Raw genomic sequence first — 20,518 nt, forward strand, 5'->3', positions numbered from 1 at the left:
AGCGCCGAAGCCCCGCGAACGGCAGTGCGGACAGACGCAGATTGCACGTGACAACGACCACGCCGTCATATATTATTTTGTTGCACTGCAACATTTGCTGGTCTGCAACAAAACCTCTGGCGTGAATGGTCGTTTCGTGTGAAATTGTCATTTACCACTGTTAGAGTTTGCCAAAACCAGCAGCACCCTCAAGGGGCCCGCGCGTCAGGACAAGCTGATCGGCGGACTGCCCCGACAGATACGCGCAAGGAGAGTACATTGAGCCAGGAAGCACCCATCTCGCTTGAGAAGTTTTTTGCCAGCCTCTCCGAGGCCAATCAACAGTGGATGCAGCAGTTCGTCAATTCCCTGACGCTGGGAGGCACCATGGGCGCTCCTGTCGATGGCGCGGCCAACCCGTGGGCAGGCATGATGAACCATGCCAACCAGCTGTTTGCCATGCAGAGCCAGCTCTACCAGCAACAGATGGGCCTCTGGATGAAATTCCTCGGCCAGGGCAACGCCTCTGGCGACGAAGCAGCAGCCCCGAACAGCGACCGCCGCTTTGCCGCGCCGGAGTGGAACGATCACCCGTTCTACAGCCTGCTCAAGCAAAGCTACCTGGCCACCTCGAAGTGGATGACCGAACTGGTCGACCAGGCCCAGCTGGACGCGGAGGCCAAGGACAAGCTGACCTTCATCACCCGACAGTACATCGACGCCATGGCGCCGACCAACTTCATGCTGACCAACCCCGAGGTGATCAAGCGCGCCATCGAGACCAAGGGCGAGAGCCTGTCCGAAGGCATGAAGAACATGATGGAGGACATCAAGAAGGGTCACATCTCGATGTCCGATGAAAGCAAGTTCGAGATCGGCGTCAACATCGTGACCACGCCCGGCGAGGTAGTGTTCCGCAACGAACTGATCGAGCTGATCCAGTACACCCCGACCACGGAAAAGGTTTACGAAAAGCCGCTCCTGATCGTTCCGCCCTGCATCAACAAGTACTACCTGATGGACCTGCAGCCGGACAACTCGATGGTGCGCCATTTCGTGGCCCAGGGTTACCGCGTGTTCCTGATCTCCTGGCGCTCGGCCACCCCGGAGATGAAACAGTTCACCTGGGAAACCTACATCGAGAAAGGCGTCATCGCCGCCGCCGAGACGGTCAAGAAAATCACCCGCCAGCCCTCGATGAACGCCCTGGGCTTCTGCATCGGTGGCGTCATCCTCACCACGGCGCTGTGCGTGATGCAGGCCAAGGGCATGAACTGGATCGATTCCGCCACCTTCATGACCTCGCTGCTCGACCATACCGATCCGGGCGAGATCAAGGTGTTCATCGACGAGAACGTGGTGCGCAGCCGCGAACAGAAGCTGGCCAGCGGCGGCATCATCAGCGGCAAGGAGCTGGGACGCACCTTCGCCTCGCTGCGCGCCAACGATCTGGTGTGGAACTACGTGGTGAACAACTACCTGCTGGGCAAGACCCCGGCACCGTTCGACCTGCTCTACTGGAACAACGACGCGGTCGACCTGCCGTTGCCGATGCATACCTTCTTCCTGCGCGAGATCAACCTCAAGAACTCGCTGACCAAGCCGGGCGCCATCACCCTGTGCGGCGTACCGATCGACGTGTCGAAGATTGACATCCCGGTGTATATCTTCGCTGCCCGCGAAGATCACATCGTGCTGTGGACCTCGGCCTACTCCGGCGTGAAGTACCTGACCGGCACGCCAAGCCGCCGCTTCGTGCTCGGCGCTTCCGGCCACATCGCCGGTTCGATCAACCCGGTGACCAAGGACAAGCGCAACTACTGGGTCAACGAAGCCCTCCCGGCAGACCCGGAAGACTGGCTGGAAACCGCGGAAAGCCGTCCGGGCAGCTGGTGGAAGGACTGGGACGCCTGGCTCGCTCCGCAATCGGGCAAGCAGGTAGTCACACCCAAGACCATGGGCAACAAGGAACTGCCCCCGCTCGAACCGGCACCGGGGACGTACGTCCGCGCCAAGGCCCTGCCGGCGGTGGTGGCTTCGCTGCAATGATCCGGACCCGGTCCCGAGCGATCGGGGCCGTTTTCAACATGCCATTGTCGGCCCAAGATGCTGGCAATTTTAGTTCAATGAACGGAGAAGACTGATGGAAGAGATCGTTATCGTCGCTGCTGGCCGCACCGCTGTCGGCAACTTTGGTGGCTCGCTCGCGAAGATTCCGGCGCCGGAACTGGGCGCCACGGTGATCAAGGCCCTGCTGGAAAAGACCGGCATCGCCCCGGAACAGGTCTCCGAAGTGATCATGGGTCAGGTGCTGACCGCCGGCGTCGGCCAGAACCCGGCCCGCCAGGCACTGATCAAGGCCGGCATTCCGGTCCACGTGCCGGCCATGACCATCAACCAAGTGTGCGGTTCCGGCCTGAAGGTGACCCACCTGGCCGCTCAAGCCATCGCCTGCGGCGATGCCGAGATCGTGATTGCCGGTGGCCAGGAAAGCATGAGCATGTCCCCGCACATTCTGCCGGGTTCGCGTGATGGCTTCCGCATGGGTCCGGCCACCCTGGTCGACACCATGGTGTACGACGGCCTGACCGACGTCTATAACCAGTACCACATGGGCGTTACCGCCGAGAACATCGCCGCCAAGTACGGCATTTCGCGTGAAGAGCAGGATGCCTTCTCCGCCGCGTCGCAGAACAAGGCGGAAGCCGCCCGGGCTGCCGGCAAGTTCGTCGACGAGATCATTCCGGTGATGGTGCCGCAACGCAAGGGCGACCCGGTTGCCTTCGCCACCGACGAATTCATCAAGGCCGGCGCTACCGCCGAAGGACTGGGCAAGCTGCGCCCGGCCTTCAAGAAGGATGGCACCGTCACCGCCGGCAACGCCTCCGGCGTGAACGATGGCGCCGCCGCGGTGATCATGATGACCGCGAAGAAAGCCGCCGAGCTCGGCCTGAAGCCGCTGGCCCGCATCAAGGCCTACGCCTCGGCCGGCGTCGAGCCGTCGATCATGGGCATGGGCCCGGTACCAGCCACCCAGCGCGTGCTGGAACGTGCCGGCTGGAGCCTGGGCGAAGTCGACCTGATCGAAGCCAACGAAGCCTTCGCGGCTCAGGCGTTGGGTGTGGCTCGAGAACTGCAGTGGGATGCCGACAAGGTCAACGTCAACGGTGGCGCCATCGCCATCGGTCACCCGATCGGCGCTTCCGGCTGCCGCATCCTAGTCAGCCTGCTGCACGAAATGCAGCGCCGTGACGCCAAGAAGGGTCTGGCCACGCTGTGTATCGGCGGCGGCATGGGCGTGGCACTGGCGGTCGAGCGCGACTGACTCCACCCCTGAAGCACAGACAAGCCGGGAATGTTTTCCCGGCTTTTTTCATGCCATACGGCACTGACAGGCCGCGCGAGTCCCCTTATACTCGCTCGCTGCAAATCGGACCGGACGGCCATGACTTTCGCTGCACTCACCCTCCCCCTGCTTGGCCTTGCCCTACCCAGCCTGAAGCGGCTGCTCGGCGGTCTCGCTGCCGGCCTGCTGCTGATAACGGCCTGCCAGGCGGCGCCCAGGCTCCCCCTCTACACCGAAGAGTGGCCACCCATGTCCTTTACCAACAACAGAGGGGTGCCGGATGGCATGGCCGTCGAGGTGGTGAACGAGATACTGCGGCGCACGGGACAGAACAACCCGATCGCCGTGGTGCCCTGGATACGCGGCTACAATCAGTTGCTGACCCGCCCCAACGTCCTGCTGTTCACCGTCGGGCGCAACGCCGAGCGCGAACGCAACATGACCCTGCTGGGGCCGATCGCCATGTCGAGCACCGTGCTGCTGGCGCGCAACGAAGACGTCCTGGCATTGCAAGCACTCGGCAGCGACATCCTGAAACGGGAAGTGGCCGCCTACCAGGGCAGCATCTTCGAGAGTACGGCGCGCAACAAGGGGTTTTCCAGCATCCGGGAGACCGGCAGCAGCGAGGAAGGTGCGCGCATGCTGCTCGCCAAGCGGGTGGACCTATGGGTGGAAGGGAATGTCGCGGTGGCCCAGACCCTGCAACGGCTAGCCATCCCGCCCGGCCGCGTGGCCCGCGTCATAACCCTGGATTCGCTCGACCTCTACCTCGCCTTTTCGCGCGGCACCGACCGCGAGACCATCCTGCAATGGCAGGCTGCGCTACGCGACATGAAGAAGGACGGTACCTTTCAGGCGATCCATCAGCGTTGGCTCCCCGGTGAAGCGCCGCCACTGCAGGTCATGCGCCTCGGACTCGAGCCCTGAAGAGACAAAAAAGCCCAACCAAACGGTTGGGCTTCTTGCTGTCGTCGAGAGCGCGCTTACATCGCGTCGAGCACCTCGATGCCGAGCAGGCCGAGGCCGCTCTGAAGGGTTTTGGCCGTCAACGCCGCCAGTTGCAGGCGGCTGGCACGCACTTCACCCTCGCTCTTCAGGATCGGGCAGGCCTCGTAAAAGCGCGAGAACAGCGTGGCGACATTGTACAGATAGCCGCACAGGTGGTGCGGCTGGCTGCTGTCGGCCACGGCGAACAGCACGTCTTCGAATTGCGCCAGCGCGACCGCCAGCTGCTTTTCCGCCACCTCGGTGATCAGTACCTTGGCCGCCGGGTCGAAGTCCTCGGCCTTGCGGAACACGCTCTGCACGCGTGTGTAGGCATACTGCAGGTACGGCGCGGTGTTGCCCTCGAAACTGAGCATGGCGTCCCAGTCGAAGATGTAGTCGGTATTGCGGCTCTTGCTCAGATCGGCGTATTTCAGCGCACCGATGCCCACCACCGCGGCGATCTGACGACGCTCGGCTTCCGGCAGCTCCGGGTTCTTGCTGGTAACCAGCTGGAAAGCGCGTTCCACCGCCTCGTCCAGCAGTTCCACCAGCTTGACGTTCTCGCCGGAACGGGTTTTCAGCGGCTTGCCGTCCGGCCCCATGATGGTGCCATGGCCGATGTGCTGGAAGTCGGCTTCTTCCGGCAGCCAGCCCGCCTTGCGTGCGGTGCTGAACAGCTGCTGGAAGTGCAGGCTCTGGCGCGAATCGACCACGTACAGGCAGCGATCCAGCCCCAGCTTGTTCACGCGGAAGCGGATGGCGCCGAGGTCGGTGGTGGCGTACAGGTAGCCACCGCCCTGCTTCTGGACGATGAAGGCAGCCGGTTCGCCTTCCTTGTTTTTGAATTCGTCGAGGAAGACGACTTGCGCGCCCTGGTCTTCGACCAGCAGGCCTTTCTGGCGCAGCTCTTCCACCAGTACCGGCAGGTCGTCGTTGTAGAAGCTTTCGCCGCGCACATCGTCGTCGTTCAACTGCAGGCCGAGCTTCTGGTAAATGGCGTTGCAGTGGGTCAGCGACAGCTTGACGAACTGCTGCCACAGTTTCAGCACTTCGGCATCGCCGGACTGCAGTTTCACCACATAATCGCGGGCGGTGTCGGCAAAGGCCGTATCTTCGTCAAAACGCTTCTTGGAGTGCTTGTAGAACGTGTCGAGGTCTTTGAGCTCAAGGTCGGCCTGACCGCTCTTGCTGATTTCCACCATGTAGGCTACCAGCATGCCGAACTGGGTACCCCAGTCCCCCACATGGTTCTGGCGCACCACATTATGGCCGATGAAGCTGTTCACGCGGACCAGCGCGTCGCCAATGATGCCGCCGCGCAGGTGGCCGATGTGCATTTCCTTGGCGAGGTTGACCGAGGAATACTCCACCATGACCTTCTTGGCGTCGACCTTGGTAATACCCAAGGCTTCATCGGCCAGCGCCGCTTCGGCGCGGCGGGCGAGGAAGGCCGGGTCGAGGTGGATGTTGATGAAGCCGGGGCCGGCGATTTCCAGCTTGCTGGCGATGCCCTCGAGGTCGAGCACGGCCAGCACTTTCTGGGCCAGTTCGCGCGGGTTGGTCTTGAGCTGCTTGGCGGCGGCCATCACACCGTTGGCCTGGTAGTCGCCGAATCCCGGCTTGCTGGCCGGCTGGACGTTGGCCGAAGCGTCAGGCGCGCCGGCGGCGGCGAGTGCAGCCTGCACCCGCGCGGAAATGAGTTGCAAAATGGTCATGTCGGTCCCGAAAGGTCTGGCACAAGCGGCTCGCGGCCCCTGCGCGATATCAGGGTGAAATTGTAAGCGCTCGCCACTGGCCAGGGCAAACTTTGCCGCAGTGCAGCGTACGGCGTTCAAAGCCAAGCGCGGCGCTCCAGGAGGAGACGCCGCGCTTTGGCCACACTGCATGCCGGCCTGGAGCTTGTGAAAGAAATCGCCCCACAGGGATTCCCTGCGGTCATCACCGCGGCCCGAGGCCGGTTCGACCCAAGAAAATCGGAGAGACTCAGCCGTACAAGTGGTACGGCGAGCATCACAGGACCGGGATCGGGACGCGCAGTAGATTTATTCGCAAGCTCTCAGAGGAGACGCGCGATCAGCGCCTTCTCCATCCCTTCCATGCCCGGGATCTTGACCTTGACGCCATTGCCCGGCGCCACCTCGGTGGCCGCGCCGTCACGCGTCATGGTGGTAAGGTCGACGATGCGGTTGCCGCTCGGGTGGATGATTTCCAGCTTGTCGCCGACGGCGAAGCGGTTCTTCACGTCGATCAGCGCCCAGCCCTCGCCGTCCACTTCCAGCACTTCGCCGACGTACTGGCTGCGCTTGGCCTGGGAGTGGCCGGTGAGGTAGTTCTGGTATTCCTGGGTCTGGTGACGCTCGAGGAAGCCCGGGGTATAGCCACGGTTAGCCAGGCCTTCGAGGTCGGACAGCAGCGAGAAGTCGAACGGGCGGCCGGCGACGGCGTCGTCGATCGCCTTGCGGTAGGCCTGGGCGGTACGCGACACGTAGTAGATCGACTTGGTACGGCCTTCGATCTTGAGCGAGTCGACCCCGATCTTCACCAGTTTCTCCACCTGCTCGATGGCGCGCAGGTCCTTGGAGTTCATGATGTAGGTGCCGTGCTCGTCCTCGATGATCGGCATCAGCTCGCCCGGACGGCTGCCCTCTTCGATCAAATAGGTCTTGTCGGCCAGCGGGTGGCGCTCGGCACCGCCACAAGCGGCGAAGCTCTGATTGGCTTCTTCCAGCGCCTTGTTGAAGTCGAACTTGATGGTCTGCACGTCGCCGGCGTCGTCGCCCTGGGTGTCGTGCATTTTGTAGTCCCAGCGGCAGGCGTTGGTACAGGTGCCCTGGTTCGGGTCGCGGTGGTTGAAGTAGCCGGACAGCAGGCAGCGGCCGGAGTAGGCGATGCACAGCGCGCCGTGCACGAACACTTCGAGCTCCATGTCCGGGCATTCCTGACGGATCTCGGCGATTTCGTCGAGGGAGAGTTCGCGCGACAGGATGACGCGGGTCAGGCCGATCTTCTGCCAGAACTTCACGCCCATCAGGTTGGTGGTATTGGCCTGCACCGAGAGGTGGATATTCACCTCCGGCCATTTCTCGCGCACCATCATGATCAGGCCGGGGTCGGCCATGATCAGCGCGTCCGGCTTCATGGCGATCACCGGCTCCATGTCGGCGAGATAGGTCTTGAGCTTGGCGTTGTGCGGCAGGATGTTGCTGGCGACGAAGAACTGCTTGCCGCGTGCATGCGCCTCTTCGATGCCCTGGCGCAGTTCTTCCAGCTTGAATTCGTTGTTGCGGGCGCGCAGCGAGTAACGCGGCTGGCCGGCGTAGACGGCGTCGGCGCCATAGTCGTAGGCGGCACGCATCTTGTCGAGCGAGCCGGCGGGGAGCAGCAGTTCCGGGGCTTTCATCAGGCTTTCGGTTCCAGTTTTTCAGTGCAGCATGGCGCTGGCGGGCAGCGGCTTGAGGTCCGGCGCGACAAAGGCTCGGCGCGCGGTCTCGTCATGCAGTTTTTCTTCGGAATAGTGTTGCCGCAACAGGCTTGGCAGGTCGTCGCGCACGTCCGGGCAGCACGCCAGGAAGGCGGGCCAGTCGTCCAGCAATTCCGGCTTCGCGTCGAGGCGGCTGTAGAGGATGGCCAGCGCCGCCATGGTCAGCGTGTGGTGGTACTTGTGCGCCGCGCCCTTGGCCATGGCGTAGCGCGACAGGGTGCGGGCGCAACGTGCCGCCGCCTCGCGTGCCGGGTACTGGCGCCGGTAGGCCCAGGCCGCCAGCAGATGGGCTTCGTGGTTGAAGTCGGCTTCAGGCAGCGCCAACGTTTCCAGCTGTCGCAGCAACCCGTGGTGGTCCATGACGAGGAACACTCCTGAAGAGAAAAAGAACAAGGCCCCACCGGCAGTGGAGCCTTGTTTTCGATCTATTGTGCGGCGCGATTATGCGCCCCGCCCCGGCCACAGTCAACTGCGACCCGCCCCAAACCCCGGTGGTTTAAGATACTGTTTTGAATGCCCTTTTTACTTCATGGTTTTTTCATCAGCGCCACCAGCGCGGTGAACTGCCCCACCACGCCGACCACCATCAGCCCGGACCAGAGCAGCGACGGCAGCAGACCGTTCGCCGAAGACGACTGCATGCCGGCACCGGCCAGTGCCAGCAACAGCGTGGACAACAACAGCACCAGGATCGCGAGGCGGCGGTCCTGACGCAGGCGGCGGAAAAACAGTTGAAGCATGGCATGGCACCTTGTGATGAAACAGTCACGGCCCGACCCCCAAGGGGAGGCGGCGAGCCTTGTACAGCCCACGATTGTAATACGACGGCCGGCCCTGGCGCGCCTTGGCACACCGGACGGATTTTGCCCGCCAGACAATCACCCATCAGGCATAATGAGCGACCAGACCCCCGTTAGGAGCCAACCATGCTATTCAGATCGAGCCTGCTGGGCGAAGTCGAGGTGAACGAAGCCACCACCCTGCTCTTCCCCCATGGTATTCCCGCATTTGAAAACTGCACCCGCTTCCAGCTGTTTCACGATCAGGACAAGGCCGAACCCAGCGTGTTCTGGATGCAGTCGCTCGACAACCCCGACGTTCTGTTCAGCGTGGTGTCGCCCACTGAGTTGGGACTGCGCTACGAAATCGAGCTGAGTGAAGACGACGTGACCGCACTCGGATTGAGCCACCCGGAGGATGCGGCCATCCTGCTGATGGTGTACAAGCCGCAGGAGCAGGCCGACGAGGCACACCCGGTACTGGCCCCGCTCAGAGCCAACGTGCGCAACCCGCTGGTAATCAACCTGGCGGCGCGCCGTGGTTTGCAGAAGGCCGGGCTGGGGTGTGACATCCTGTTCCACAACCGCGGCTGAGCGCCTGTTTCATTAGCCGGCTGCGCCTTCCCTCATCCACAATGAAAACGGCCGCCCCATACGGGCGGCCGTTTTCATCCTTGCCAGCAACATGCAGACACAGAATCTACCCCACCAAGCGAGCGAGCCAAAGCAGATTGAGTGCCGCCAGCGCACAGGAACCGGAATGTACACGGAGTACATGAGGATTCCGTATCGCTGAGCGAATCCCTGCGTGCAAATCTTCGATTTGCTCAGCGATAGATTCGCACGCAGTGCTGCCGGCACTCAAGATGCGAAGGCGCAGCCGCCTGGTGGAATAGATTCTCAGCCCTTCAGCACCTCGGCCATCGCATCCGCCACATACTCGACGTTACGGCTGTTGAGGCCGGCGACGCACATGCGGCCGGAACGCACCAGGTAGACGGCGAACTCCTCACGCAGACGATCGACCTGCTCCGGGGTCAGACCGGTGTAGCTGAACATGCCGCGCTGCTTGATGAAGTAGCTGAAATCACGGCCCGGCACCTTGGCGGCCAGCACCTCATACAGCTTCTGGCGCATGGCCTTGATGCGCTCGCGCATTTCGGCGACCTCGCCCTCCCATTCCTGGCGCAGCACCGCATCATTCATCACCATGGCGGTGACCTGGCCGCCATGGGTCGGCGGGCTGGAATAGTTGCGGCGCACCGTGGCCTTCATCTGGCCCAGCACGCGCCCGGCTTCTTCGGCATCCTGGCACACCACCGACAGACCACCACAGCGCTCGCCGTAGAACGACAGGTTCTTGGAGAACGAGTTGCTGACGAAGAAGCTGATACCAGCGTCGGCCATAGTGCGGATGGCGTAGGCGTCTTCGTTCAGCCCGTCGCCGAAGCCCTGGTAGGCGATGTCGAGAAAGGGGATCAGCTCGCGCTCTTTGACCACGGCGATCACCTCGCGCCACTGCGCGTTGGAGAGATCGACACCGGTCGGGTTGTGGCAGCACGGGTGCAGCAACACCACGGCCTTGGCCGACAGTTGCTTGAAGCAGGTGATCATCTCGTCGAATTTGACGCCGCCGCTGACTGCGTCGTAGTAGGGGTAGTCATGCACCACGAAGCCGGCGCCTTCGAACATGGCGCGGTGATTGTCCCAGGTCGGGCTGCTGACCCAGACTTCGCTCTCGGGGAAGTAGCGCTTCAACAGATCGGCGCCGATCTTCAACGCACCGGAGCCGCCGATGGTCTGGATGGTGGCGATGCGGTCGGACGTGACGGCCTCGTGCCCGGCACCGAACAGCAGCTCCTGCACCGCCCGGCGGTAGTTGGCGGCGCCTTCCATCGGCAGGTAGGAGCGCGGGCCGGCGGCTTGCACACGCGCCACCTCAGCCTTCTGCACCGACGGCAACAGCGGAATGCGTCCTTGTTCGTCGTAGTACAGGCCGATGCCGAGGTTGACCTTGTTCGGGCGCGGGTCGTTATTGAAGGTTTCGACGAGGGTGAGGATCGGGTCGCCGGCGTAGGCGTCAACGTGTTCGAACATGGTGCGGGCCACAGTCTCGTAGTGTTGGTTGATGAGCGAAACAAGCAGGCGCTAACCGTACCATGAAACGGCCGCCGAGGCGTAGTGCGGGACGGAGCACTTCGAGATGGCATCGCCCTCCCCGCCCTGGCCTCACAAACGAAAAACCGCCGGCGACCGGAGGTCGCAGGCGGCGGGGAGAGACGCGGGCGTTCGCTTAGAACGAGTGCTTCAGGCCAACACCGAAGCCGGTCGGGTTGGAACCGGCACCGACGCCGGTCAGGCCGGCGTTGCCGAAGGTGCGGCTGGCGTTGTCGTCGTTGGCGATGCGGGTGTAGTAGGCGTAGGTCTGGGTGCGCTTGGACAGATCGTAGGTGGCGCCCAGGGTCCACTGGTTGGCACCGTCCTTGGCGTCGGACTTGGACTCTTGCAGCTTGGCGTAGGCCAGGCTCACACCGAAGTTGCCGAATTTCTGCTCGGCGCCGACGGTCCAGGCGTTCTGCTTGGTATCGCCGGTGGTCGTGTCGTTACGCTCCTGCTCGAAGCCGGCACCGATCTTGGTGTCGCCGAACTTGTAGCTGGCGGCCACTTTCCAGAAGGACTGGTTCAGGTTGGCGTCGCCGGCCACGGCGTTCTTGTCGTTGCGACGGTCGTAGCCCACGCCGACGTTGAAGCCGTCGATCGAGTAGGCTGCGGCCAGGCTCCAGACGTCCTTGTTGGTACGGTCGGTGCCGACGATAGCGCGAGTTTCGTCGGTGCCATAGGACACGGCAGCCTGGAAGCCGGCGAAGTTCGGGGTGTAGTAATGCACCGAGTTGGCCAGACGCGTGTCGCCATGGCAGAACACCGACTTGTCGGTGCAGATTTCGGCGATAGTGTCAGCCATCGGGTTGACCAGGATCGGCTTGAGCAGAGCCTTGTAGGCGCTGTCGTTGTAGCCCATGAAGGCCTTACCGAAGGCGCCGTCCAGACCGACGAAGCTGTTGCGGGTGGCAAAAGTGCCCTTGCGGGTGCCGCCGTCATCGACGGAGATTTCCTGCTCGACCTGCCAGATGGCTTTCAGGCCGTCGCCCAGGTCTTCATTGCCCTTGAAGCCCAGCTTGGACACGTTGGAGCTGACACGGGTGGTGGACTTGATGTCCTTGGTCGAATCGACAGCGCCGGTGGCCTTGACCGATTCGATCGATTCGCTGATGGTGCCGTAGAGGGTCACGTCGGCCAGGGCGGCCGGGGCGATCAGGGCGGAGGCGACCGCCAGGGCAAGCAGATTCTTCTTCATTGCGATAACTCACTAGGGTTGTTGTATTTCACGCTTCGTCGGGTGAAACGTGTGGCGAAATATAGACACTCAATGTGTCTTTCCTATTACGGTGATGTTAAATCGCGACACCACAAGGGGGATTTAGACTTTATCGCCACACGGCATAAAGCATAAACAGGCCGCCGAGTCACCGCGTTGACGGCCATCAAGCCGATTACCTTGGCCGTGAGAACCTGTTCATGATCTTGCGGCGCGTACCTGATCGGGGCTCATGCGCTGCTCTGCGTGTGCGAATCCCCGATTTGCTCAGCCATGATCCTCATGTACCCCATGTACATCCTGATTTCCGTGCTGGGCTGTCCCGCTGAGGGCCGCTCGCGACAGATGAACAGGTTCTGGGATTCAGACACAAAAGCGCCGGTCACTCCCCATGACCGGCGCTTTTGTTGTGACCTTCCCGTAGCGGCATGACCCCGCCCCGCTACGGGTGTTGTCCTATGCAACCCTGCACGCCTGCTCCAGTTGCGGCTGCAAGGCAGCCAGGCCGGCGACTTCGCCCAGCACGATGACGGCGGGGCTGGCGAGCCGGGCCTCGCGCACGTCGGCGACCAGGTTGGCCAGCGTGCTGACCACGGCACGCTGCTCCGGACAGCCGACGCGGTGCACCACCGCCACTGGCAGATCGGCGGCGAAGCCGGCTTCGCGCCAGGCGGCGGTCAGCGACGGCAGGTCGCTCATGCCCATGTAGCACACCACGGTGAGCCCGGATTGCGCCAGCGCCGCCCATGGCAGCGGGCTGCCGTCCTGGGTGTGCGCGGTGACCAGCGTCACGCCGCGGCTGAGGCCGCGATGGGTCAGCGGCAGGCCGAGCGCCGGGCCGACCGCGAGACCGGCGGTGAGGCCGCCGACGGCTTCGACCGTGACGCCGCGCTCGGCCAGCCACTGCCATTCTTCACCGCCGCGGCCGAAGATGAAGGGATCGCCGCCCTTGACGCGCGCCACCACCTTGCCGTGGCGGGCGTAGCGCAGCATCAGGCGATGGATGAAGGCTTGCGGCGTGGAGCGGCAGCCGCCGCGCTTGCCGACGTGCACGATGCGCGCGTCGGGGCGGGCGAAGCCCAGCACCTCGCGGCTGACCAAGTCGTCCACCAGCCAGACGTCGGCGGCCTGAAGGGCCTTCACCGCCTTGAGCGTCAGCAGTTCCGGATCGCCCGGACCCGCCCCGATCAGATAGACCTTGCCTGTATGCATCTCATGCTCCCTGGGCCGCCTGGGCGGCAGCCACCATCCTCGTCAATTCCGGCACACAGGAACCGCAGCCGCTGCCGCAGCCGAGTCCCGATTTCAGCCCTTCAACATCGCAACCGGCGGCGATCGCCTGGACGATGGCGTCCTCGCGCACCCCGGTGCAGGCGCATACTACACGTGAACGGTGGATCAGAGTGCCTCCGCCCATCAACAGCCGCGCCAGGCTGTCCGGCGTTTCGCCGTCGTCGAACCAGTCGGCCAGCGCCTCGTCGGCGCGCACGTCGCCGGCCAGCAGGTAGGCGCAAGGCACTTTGCCGTTCAGCCATACTCTTCTAAGCACACTTCGTGCCGGGTCGTCGAAGGCGGCGAGCATGGCGTCGGCGGGCGTCACCGTGTCGGCCAGCGCCTCGAGCAGGCCGGCCTCGGGGGCGGCTTCCGCCGCGAGCTTGAGGCGCACCGCGGCGCCGCCGGCAACCACCGTCAGCAGCACGGCGTAGGGGAAGCGTGCCAGCCACGGGGTCAGGCGCTGGCGCAGCTGGGCCACGTCGCCCTTGACCAGCAGGGTGAGCCGCCACGGCAGACGCGCCGGCTCCAGCGCGATGGCGGCGTGCTTGAGTTCGGGCTGGCGCGATACCGGGTCGACCTTGCCCAAGGTCAGGGCATTGACACCGTTGCCGGCCATGTAGGCACCACCCCAGTGCATCGGCAGGAAGGCCATGCCGGGGCGCAGGTTGTCGTCGGCCGCGACCGGCAGCACGATGGCGCCACGCCGCGACTTGATGCGCGCCGGGTCACCCTCCTTGAGGTGGTAGCGGTCGAGGTCGCGCGGGTTGAGCGACAGCACCGGTTCTTCGACGTGACGGGTCAGCCCCGGCACCAGCGCGGTGCGGCTCATGGTGTGCCAGTGGTCGCGCAGGCGGCCGGTGGTCAGGCGCAGCGGGTACTGCGCCGAGACGTTCTCCGCCACCGGGCGGTAGCCGATGTCGACGAAGCGGGCGCGGCCGGACGGCGTGGCGAAGCGGCCGTCCTGATAGAGCCGCGCCTGGCCGGCGGTGGCGCCGGCCGGGAACGGCCATTGCTGCGGGCCGATCTGGTCGAGCACGGCGTAGCTCAAGCCGGTGATGTCGAGGTCGCGCCCGGCGGTGGTGACGACGTGCTCGGCGAACACCTGGGACGCTTCTTCGTAGCCAAACAAGGTTGGCCGAAGCGGATGCAGACGCGCTTCCAGCGCCTGCGCCACGTCGCGCGCGATGATCCAGTCATGGCGCGCCTCGCCCGGCGCCGGCAGCGCGGCGCGCACGCGGCTGATGCGGCGCTCGGAGTTGGTGACGGTGCCGTCCTTCTCCGGCCAGGTGCTGGCCGGCAGCACGAGGTCGGCGTACGGCAGCGTTTCCGAGCCGGCGAAGGCTTCCTGCACGATGACGAAGTCGACCTTCTCCAGCGCGCGGCGTACCAGCGCCTGGTCCGGCAGCGATTGCGCCGGGTTGGTGCAGACCACCCACAACACCTTGATCTGCCCTTTCGAGGCGGCCTCGAACAGTTCGATGGCGGGCAGGCCGGGCTCGGCCGGGATGCTGTCCACGCCCCAGATCGCCGCCACTTCGGCGCGGTGCGCGGGGTTGGCGAGGTCGCGGTGCGCCGACAGCAGGTTGGCCAACCCCTACTTCGCGCCCGCCCATGGCGTTGGGCTGGCCGGTGAGCGAGAACGGGCCGGCGCCGGGCTTGCCGATCTGGCCGGTGGCCAGGTGCAGGTGGATCAGCGCGGCGTTCTTGTCGGTGCCGGCGGCGGACTGGTTCAGGCCCATGGTGTAGAACGACAGCGCCGCGCCGGCGCGGCCGAACCAGCGCGCGGCGGTGACGATGTCCTCTTCGCTGATGCCGCAGATGTCGGCGGCGGCACGCGGGGTGAATTCGCGCAGCCGCTCCTTGAGCTGGGCGAAGCCTTCGGTGTGCTGCTCGATGTAGTCGCGATCGAGCAGGTCGTCCCACACCAGCACGTTGAGCATGGCGTGGAACAGCGCCACATCGGTGCCGGGCAAGATCGGCAGGTAGAGGTCGGCGAGACTGGCGGTGTCGGTGCGGCGCGGGTCGATGACGATGACCTTGAGCGCCGGGTTGGCCGCCTTGGCGGCTTCCAGCCGGCGGAACAGCACCGGGTGGGCGTAGGCCATGTTGGAGCCGGCGATCAGCACCACCTCGGCCTGGTCGATGTCTTCGTAACAGGCCGGCGGCGCGTCGGCACCGAGCGTGGCCTTGTAGCCCGCCACCGCGCTCGACATGCACAGCCGCGAGTTGGTGTCGACGTTGTTGGTGCCGACCACGGCGCGCGTCAGCTTGTTGAAGACGTAGTAGTCCTCGGTCAGCAGTTGGCCGGAGAGGTAGAACGCCACCGAGTTGGGGCCGTGCTCGGCGACGGCCGCCGCGATGCGGTCGGCGGCGCCGGCGATGGCGTCGTCCCAGGCGATGCGCTGGCGCGGGGCGGCCTTGTCGTGGCGCAGCTCGGGATAGAGCAGGCGCGCGCCCGGCTTGCCGGTGGTGTCGGCCAGGGTGCGGCCCTTGCTGCACAACCGGCCGAGGTTGGCCGGGTGCGCGGGATCGCCTTCCACCGAGGTCAGGCGCTGGCCGTCGGACTGGATCAGGACACCGCAGCCGGTGCCGCAGTAACAGCAGATCGAGGAGACAGTCTTGTTGCGTCCCGTGGTGTCTGTCATGTGATGTCTCCCAATGCGATCAATCTTGATGGAGCCTTGTCGTGGGGCGGAAGCCGCGCCGAGCTGGGCGTTCCGTCGAGGCGGGCGTGCCGCGCTCACGCAGAACGCCCTACGTCAGCTCGTTTCGGCCCGGCTTCGGCGGAGCGCCCCGTTACGGCTCATTTCAGGTCCAGCGAGACCTGGCCGTCTTCGACGCGTACCGGGATGTGACCGGTGCAGCCGACATCAGGCGCGCAGGCCTCGCCGGTCTTGAGGTCGACCACCCAGTTGTGCAGCGGGCAGGCCACGGTGTGGCCGGAGATGATGCCCTGCGACAGCGGGCCGCCCTTGTGCGGGCAGCGGTCGACCAGCGCGAACACGTAGTCGTCCTCGGCGCGGAAGATGGCGATGTCGTCCTGACCCTCGCGCTTGAGGACGCGGGCGCCCTGCTTCGGGATGTCATTGATGGTGCAAACGGTTTTCCAGTTCATGCTGATCTCCTTGTCCATTCGTGCCGGGAGCACGGGTGCTGACAACGTGCTCCCGCGGCGGTCTGGCATTACACGGTGAGCGGTTCGAATTCGTGACGGGCGACACCTTCCTTGACGCGCTCGGTCCACGGGTCCTTCTCGAAGGACAGGGCGAAGCGCAGCCGCTCGTACAGGGCCTTGCGGTTTTCCAGGTTGTCGACCACCTGGGCCTTGATGAAATCGAGGCCGACGCGGTGCAGGTAGTGCACGGTGCGCTCGAGGTAGAAGGCTTCCTCGCGGTAGAGCTGCAGGAAGGCGCCGGAGAGTTCCAGCACTTCCTCGCGTGTCTTCACCTTGGCCAGGAACTGCGCCACCTCGGTCTTGATGCCGCCGTTGCCTCCGATGTAGAGCTCCCAGCCGGAGTCGACGCCGATGATGCCGACGTCCTTGATGCCCGATTCGGCGCAGTTGCGCGGGCAGCCGGAGACCGCCAGCTTGACCTTGGCCGGGCTCCACATGCCGGTGAGGTCCTTCTCCAGGTCGATGCCCATCTGGGTGGAATCCTGCGTGCCGAAGCGGCAGAACTCGGAGCCGACGCAGGTCTTCACGGTGCGCAGGCTCTTGCCGTAGGCGTGGCCGGACGGCATGTCGAGGTCGGCCCAGACCTTGGGCAGGTCTTCCTTCTTCACGCCCAAGAGGTCGATGCGCTGGCCGCCGGTGACTTTCACCATCGGGATGGCGTACTTGTCGGCGACGTCGGCGATGCGGCGCAGCTCGGAGGCGTTGGTGACGCCGCCCCACATGCGCGGGATCACCGAGTAGGTGCCGTCCTTCTGGATGTTGGCGTGCACGCGCTCGTTGATGAAGCGCGACTGCGGATCGTCCTTGGCTTCGCCCGGCCAGGTCGAAATCAGGTAGTAGTTGATCGCCGGGCGGCAGGTGGCGCAGCCGTCCGGGGTGCGCCATTCGAGGAAGTCCATCACCTGGCGCAGGCTGGTCAGGTGCTGTTCGCGGATCACCTTGCGCACGCCGCCATGGGTGTGTTCGGTACAGCCGCACACCGGTTTCTCGGACTTGGGCTTGACGTCGGCGGCACCGCCGACGCAGTTGATCAGGATCTGCTCGACCAGGCCGGTGCACGAACCGCAGGAGCTGGCGGCCTTGGTGTGCTTCTTGATCTCGTCGACGGTGAACAGGCCCTTTTCCTGGATCGCCTTGACGATGGTGCCCTTGCACACGCCGTTGCAGCCGCACACTTCGGCGTCGTCCGGCATGCCGACGACTTTGCTCTGGCCGGCGTGGCCGACGTCGCCCTGCCCGCCTTCGCCCAGCATCAGCACGTCGCGCATCTCGGCCACCGACTTGCCTTCGCGGATCAGGCGGAAGTACCAGGCGCCGTCGGCGGTGTCGCCGTACAGGCAGGCGCCAACCAGTTTGTTGTCCTTCAGCACCAGCTTCTTGTAGAGGCCACCCATCGGGTCGGACAGGGTGATGGCCTCGGTGCCGTCGTCGCCCATGAAGTCGCCGGCAGAGAATAGGTCGATGCCGGTGACCTTGAGCTTGGTCGAGGTGGCGGCCGGCACGTAACGACCGATGCCGTAGTGCGCCAGGTGGTTGGCGGCGACCTTGGCCATGTCGAACAGCGGGGCGACCAGGCCGTAGGCCACGCCGCGGTGGCTGACGCACTCGCCGACGGCGTAGACGCGCGGGTCGTAGGTCTGCATGGTGTCGTTCACCACCACACCGCGGTTGCAGTAGAGACCGGATTTTTCGGCCAACTCGGCGTTCGGGCGGATGCCGACGGCCATCACCACCAGGTCGCCCGGGATTTCCTCGCCGTCGGCGAAGCGCAGGCCGGCAACGCGGCCGGTGCCGTTGTCGAGCAGCGCGGCGGTCTGCTTCTGCAGGTGGAAGGCGATGCCGCGGTCTTCCAGGCTCTGCTGCAGCAGCTTGGCGGCGGTACGGTCGAGCTGGCGATCGAGCAGCCATTCGCCGAGATGCACCACGCTCACCTCCATGCCGCGCGCCATCAGGCCGTTGGCGGCTTCCAGGCCCAACAGGCCGCCGCCGATGACCACGGCTTTCTTGTACTTCTGGCTGGCCTCGATCATCAGGTTGACGTCGCGGATGTCGCGGAAGGTCACCACGCCGTCGAGGTCCTTGCCCGGCACCGGCAGGATGAAGGGGTTGGAGCCGGTGGCGAGCAGCAGGCGGTCGTACGGCGCCTCGGTGCCGTCGGAGGTGCGCACCACGCGCTTGACGCGGTCGATCTCGGTGACTTCCTTGCCCATGTGCAGGGTGATGCCGTTTTCGGCGTACCACTCCACCTCGTTGAGCATGATCTCCTTCAGCGTCTGTTCTCCCGACAGCACCGGCGACAGCAGGATGCGGTTGTAGTTGGGGTGCGGCTCGGCGCCGAAGACGGTGATGTCGTAGAAGTCGGGCATGAGCTTGAGCAGCTCTTCCAGCGTGCGTACGCCGGCCATGCCGTTGCCTACCATGACGAGTTTCGGTTTGTTCATCGGGATCTCCTTAGCATCGTGGCTACGCCGCATTCACCCTTGCCGCAGCGAGACCAAATAAAAAAAGTCCGTTCCCATGGATTCCCCCATGTTGAACGGACCTCTTTGTCCTTACCCGCTTCACCGCCATTGGCAAACCGGGCATTGTTGTCTGCTGCATTACTAGCAAGCACCGTGCCAGCTTCAGGATGCCCCTTTGGCGGGGGTTCCAGGCCATTGCCCGGTTGCGACCAGTACGTTGCAGTGCACCAACGCACCAAGAGCGTGCACGGTGCGTCACGCCCGCTATTTCTGCAGCATCAACCACAAGCCGGCCAGGCTTACCATGGCCCCGCCCAGGCGCAGTAGCGAGGGTTGCTCACGAAACAGCAAGAAGCCCAGCGGCAGCAGCACCAGGGTGCTGATCACGTTGGCGCTGAGCGAGGCCACGCCCATCTGCCAGCCGGCGCGGTAGGCCAGCAGAAAACCCAGCTCGATACCGAGGATGCCGAGCGCGACGCCGCTGCTGCTCCAGTTCACCGCCAGCAGGCTGCGGCTGCCGGGGCTGAACAGCATGCCGACGAGGCACAGCAGCATGGCCAGGCCGTAGCTCACGGCCAGGGTCAGGAACGGATTCACCGCTTGCGGTACGTGCTTGAGCGACAAGTGGTAGATCACCGAGCCGGCGACCGCCAGCAACAAGGCAGACAGATACATGATGGACTCCCTATAAAGTGGATGCCTCCATGCTATCGGCCCGAATCGGGTATAGGTAGACTGTCGTTTACTATGCCGGTTATAAGGAATTTTTATGGCTATAGACCTGGATACCGCCTTGCTGCGCGCTTTCGTCAGCGTGGTGCGCCATGGCAGCATCAACCGCGCCGCCACCATGCTGCAGCGCACCCAGCCCGCCGTCAGCCTGCAGATCCGCAAACTGGAGCAGCAGCTTGGCCAGCCCCTGCTGGAGCGTTCGCCACGCGGCATCCGGCTGACCGGGGCCGGCGAGGCGCTGCTGCCCTACGCCGAGCGCCTGCTGACACTGACCGACCAGTTGGTGCCGGGGCTGGGCGGCCTGCCCGCCAGCGTGCAGCACCGCCGCATCGGCATCATGGAGGATTTCACCGGCACCCGGTTGCCGCGCGTGCTGGCGGATTTCGCCAGCGTGCATCCGGGACTGCGCCTGTCGGTGACGGTGGGGCTGAAGGCGGAGCTGTTCGCCGCGATGAACGCCGGCGAACTCGACGTCATGGTGAGTTCGCCACTGGCCGACAGCGGCCTGCTGCCGAAGCCGGACGCCCAGTTCCTGTGCCCACTGGCGTGGTTCGCCGCGCGCGGCAAGGTGCTGCCGTCGTCGTCATCCTCCTTGCCGCTGGTGATTTTCAGTGCCCCCTGCTCGTGGCGCGAACAGACGCTGGCGACCCTGAACCGGGCCGGCCAGCCCTGGCATATCGTGTTCGAAAGCGCCAGCCTGCCCGCCATCCAGGCGGCGGTGGAGGCCGGCCTGGGGGTGGCGGCGATGCTGGCGGACACGCCGCCCGACCACAGCCGCTGCATCAACGACGGCAGCCTGCCGCCGCTGCCCGGCATGCCGGTCGGCGTCTACCGTCAAAACGGCGACGGCGACCCGCTGACGCGGCAACTGGCGGAATTGTTCTGCCGCGAGTTGGACATGCCCGTAGCGACGGCAGCCTGAGCCC

16 protein-coding genes and 1 pseudogene are annotated in these 20,518 nt (G+C 64.7%); 5 read left to right on the top strand and 12 right to left on the bottom strand.

Annotated elements, in window-relative coordinates:
• Window positions 1-258: 258 nt before the first annotated feature.
• The 3 genes from ABKF58_RS18515 (at window position 259) to ABKF58_RS18525 (ending at window position 4,252) form a co-directional block, all read left to right on the top strand.
• Complete coding sequence (locus ABKF58_RS18515; RefSeq protein WP_482582617.1) at window positions 259-2,028, top strand: PHA/PHB synthase family protein; 1,770 nt, start codon at window positions 259-261, stop codon at window positions 2,026-2,028.
• A gap of 94 nt (window positions 2,029-2,122) precedes the next feature.
• Entirely contained in the window at window positions 2,123-3,304 is a 1,182-nt protein-coding gene (locus ABKF58_RS18520; RefSeq protein WP_014086687.1) for an acetyl-CoA C-acetyltransferase, read from the top strand.
• Between the two features lie 120 nt (window positions 3,305-3,424).
• Window positions 3,425-4,252: a substrate-binding periplasmic protein gene (locus tag ABKF58_RS18525; RefSeq protein ID WP_482582619.1), complete on the top strand. Its 828-nt coding sequence runs from the start codon at window positions 3,425-3,427 to the stop codon at window positions 4,250-4,252.
• A gap of 56 nt (window positions 4,253-4,308) precedes the next feature.
• Here ABKF58_RS18525 and argS read toward each other — a convergent pair whose 3' ends face one another.
• The 4 genes from argS to ABKF58_RS18545 form a co-directional block, all read right to left on the bottom strand.
• Complete coding sequence (gene argS / locus ABKF58_RS18530; protein ID WP_482582621.1) at window positions 4,309-6,027, bottom strand: arginine--tRNA ligase; 1,719 nt, start codon at window positions 6,025-6,027, stop codon at window positions 4,309-4,311.
• Between the two features lie 341 nt (window positions 6,028-6,368).
• Complete coding sequence (gene trhP / locus ABKF58_RS18535; protein ID WP_482582623.1) at window positions 6,369-7,712, bottom strand: prephenate-dependent tRNA uridine(34) hydroxylase TrhP; 1,344 nt, start codon at window positions 7,710-7,712, stop codon at window positions 6,369-6,371.
• Window positions 7,713-7,733: 21 nt separating this feature from the next.
• Window positions 7,734-8,153, bottom strand: coding sequence for a hypothetical protein (locus ABKF58_RS18540; RefSeq protein ID WP_008953696.1), 420 nt, complete (start codon window positions 8,151-8,153; stop codon window positions 7,734-7,736).
• 167 nt (window positions 8,154-8,320) lie between these two features.
• Window positions 8,321-8,533, bottom strand: coding sequence for a hypothetical protein (locus tag ABKF58_RS18545; RefSeq protein ID WP_008953695.1), 213 nt, complete (start codon window positions 8,531-8,533; stop codon window positions 8,321-8,323).
• Window positions 8,534-8,719: 186 nt separating this feature from the next.
• On the opposite strand from ABKF58_RS18545, the gene fliW reads away from it, so the two are divergent.
• A complete protein-coding gene (gene fliW, locus ABKF58_RS18550) occupies window positions 8,720-9,166 on the top strand; it encodes a flagellar assembly protein FliW (RefSeq protein ID WP_014086683.1) in 447 nt (148 codons plus the stop codon).
• Between the two features lie 306 nt (window positions 9,167-9,472).
• Here the strand turns inward: fliW and ABKF58_RS18555 are convergent, their stop codons facing one another.
• From ABKF58_RS18555 to ABKF58_RS18590, 8 genes and pseudogenes are all read right to left on the bottom strand, one after another.
• Window positions 9,473-10,669, bottom strand: a complete 1,197-nt coding sequence (locus ABKF58_RS18555; protein WP_482582626.1) for an amino acid aminotransferase — start codon at window positions 10,667-10,669, stop codon at window positions 9,473-9,475.
• 196 nt (window positions 10,670-10,865) lie between these two features.
• Entirely contained in the window at window positions 10,866-11,927 is a 1,062-nt protein-coding gene (locus tag ABKF58_RS18560; protein WP_014086681.1) for a porin, read from the bottom strand.
• Between the two features lie 477 nt (window positions 11,928-12,404).
• Window positions 12,405-13,160: a uroporphyrinogen-III C-methyltransferase gene (gene cobA / locus ABKF58_RS18565; RefSeq protein WP_482582628.1), complete on the bottom strand. Its 756-nt coding sequence runs from the start codon at window positions 13,158-13,160 to the stop codon at window positions 12,405-12,407.
• A 1-nt stretch (window position 13,161) separates the two neighbouring features.
• Complete coding sequence (locus ABKF58_RS18570; RefSeq protein ID WP_482582629.1) at window positions 13,162-14,814, bottom strand: molybdopterin-dependent oxidoreductase; 1,653 nt, start codon at window positions 14,812-14,814, stop codon at window positions 13,162-13,164.
• Window positions 14,815-14,893: 79 nt separating this feature from the next.
• Window positions 14,894-15,868: pseudogene (locus ABKF58_RS18575) on the bottom strand (molybdopterin-dependent oxidoreductase); the annotation flags it as partial.
• Between the two features lie 158 nt (window positions 15,869-16,026).
• Window positions 16,027-16,338: a nitrite reductase small subunit NirD gene (gene nirD / locus ABKF58_RS18580; RefSeq protein WP_008953689.1), complete on the bottom strand. Its 312-nt coding sequence runs from the start codon at window positions 16,336-16,338 to the stop codon at window positions 16,027-16,029.
• A gap of 68 nt (window positions 16,339-16,406) precedes the next feature.
• Window positions 16,407-18,839, bottom strand: a complete 2,433-nt coding sequence (nirB, locus tag ABKF58_RS18585; protein WP_482582631.1) for a nitrite reductase large subunit NirB — start codon at window positions 18,837-18,839, stop codon at window positions 16,407-16,409.
• Window positions 18,840-19,124: 285 nt separating this feature from the next.
• Window positions 19,125-19,535 (bottom strand): EamA family transporter, encoded by a 411-nt coding sequence (locus tag ABKF58_RS18590; RefSeq protein ID WP_014086677.1) that lies wholly within the window; start codon window positions 19,533-19,535, stop codon window positions 19,125-19,127.
• 94 nt (window positions 19,536-19,629) lie between these two features.
• Here ABKF58_RS18590 and ABKF58_RS18595 point away from each other — a divergent pair, with 94 nt between their 5' ends.
• Entirely contained in the window at window positions 19,630-20,514 is an 885-nt protein-coding gene (locus ABKF58_RS18595) for a LysR family transcriptional regulator (RefSeq protein WP_482582633.1), read from the top strand.
• Window positions 20,515-20,518: the final 4 nt, after the last annotated feature.

Source organism: Pseudogulbenkiania sp. AW2-16 (assembly GCF_056824575.1).

Coding starts and splice junctions, on each gene's coding strand:
- ABKF58_RS18520 (WP_014086687.1), top strand. CDS start 2,123: ATGGAAGAGATCGTTATCGTCGCTGCTGGCCGCACCGCTGTCGGCAAC.
- ABKF58_RS18525 (WP_482582619.1), top strand. CDS start 3,425: ATGACTTTCGCTGCACTCACCCTCCCCCTGCTTGGCCTTGCCCTACCC.
- argS (WP_482582621.1), bottom strand. CDS start 6,027: ATGACCATTTTGCAACTCATTTCCGCGCGGGTGCAGGCTGCACTCGCC.
- trhP (WP_482582623.1), bottom strand. CDS start 7,712: ATGAAAGCCCCGGAACTGCTGCTCCCCGCCGGCTCGCTCGACAAGATG.
- ABKF58_RS18540 (WP_008953696.1), bottom strand. CDS start 8,153: ATGGACCACCACGGGTTGCTGCGACAGCTGGAAACGTTGGCGCTGCCT.
- ABKF58_RS18545 (WP_008953695.1), bottom strand. CDS start 8,533: ATGCTTCAACTGTTTTTCCGCCGCCTGCGTCAGGACCGCCGCCTCGCG.
- fliW (WP_014086683.1), top strand. CDS start 8,720: ATGCTATTCAGATCGAGCCTGCTGGGCGAAGTCGAGGTGAACGAAGCC.
- ABKF58_RS18555 (WP_482582626.1), bottom strand. CDS start 10,669: ATGTTCGAACACGTTGACGCCTACGCCGGCGACCCGATCCTCACCCTC.
- ABKF58_RS18560 (WP_014086681.1), bottom strand. CDS start 11,927: ATGAAGAAGAATCTGCTTGCCCTGGCGGTCGCCTCCGCCCTGATCGCC.
- cobA (WP_482582628.1), bottom strand. CDS start 13,160: ATGCATACAGGCAAGGTCTATCTGATCGGGGCGGGTCCGGGCGATCCG.
- nirD (WP_008953689.1), bottom strand. CDS start 16,338: ATGAACTGGAAAACCGTTTGCACCATCAATGACATCCCGAAGCAGGGC.
- nirB (WP_482582631.1), bottom strand. CDS start 18,839: ATGAACAAACCGAAACTCGTCATGGTAGGCAACGGCATGGCCGGCGTA.
- ABKF58_RS18590 (WP_014086677.1), bottom strand. CDS start 19,535: ATGTATCTGTCTGCCTTGTTGCTGGCGGTCGCCGGCTCGGTGATCTAC.
- ABKF58_RS18595 (WP_482582633.1), top strand. CDS start 19,630: ATGGCTATAGACCTGGATACCGCCTTGCTGCGCGCTTTCGTCAGCGTG.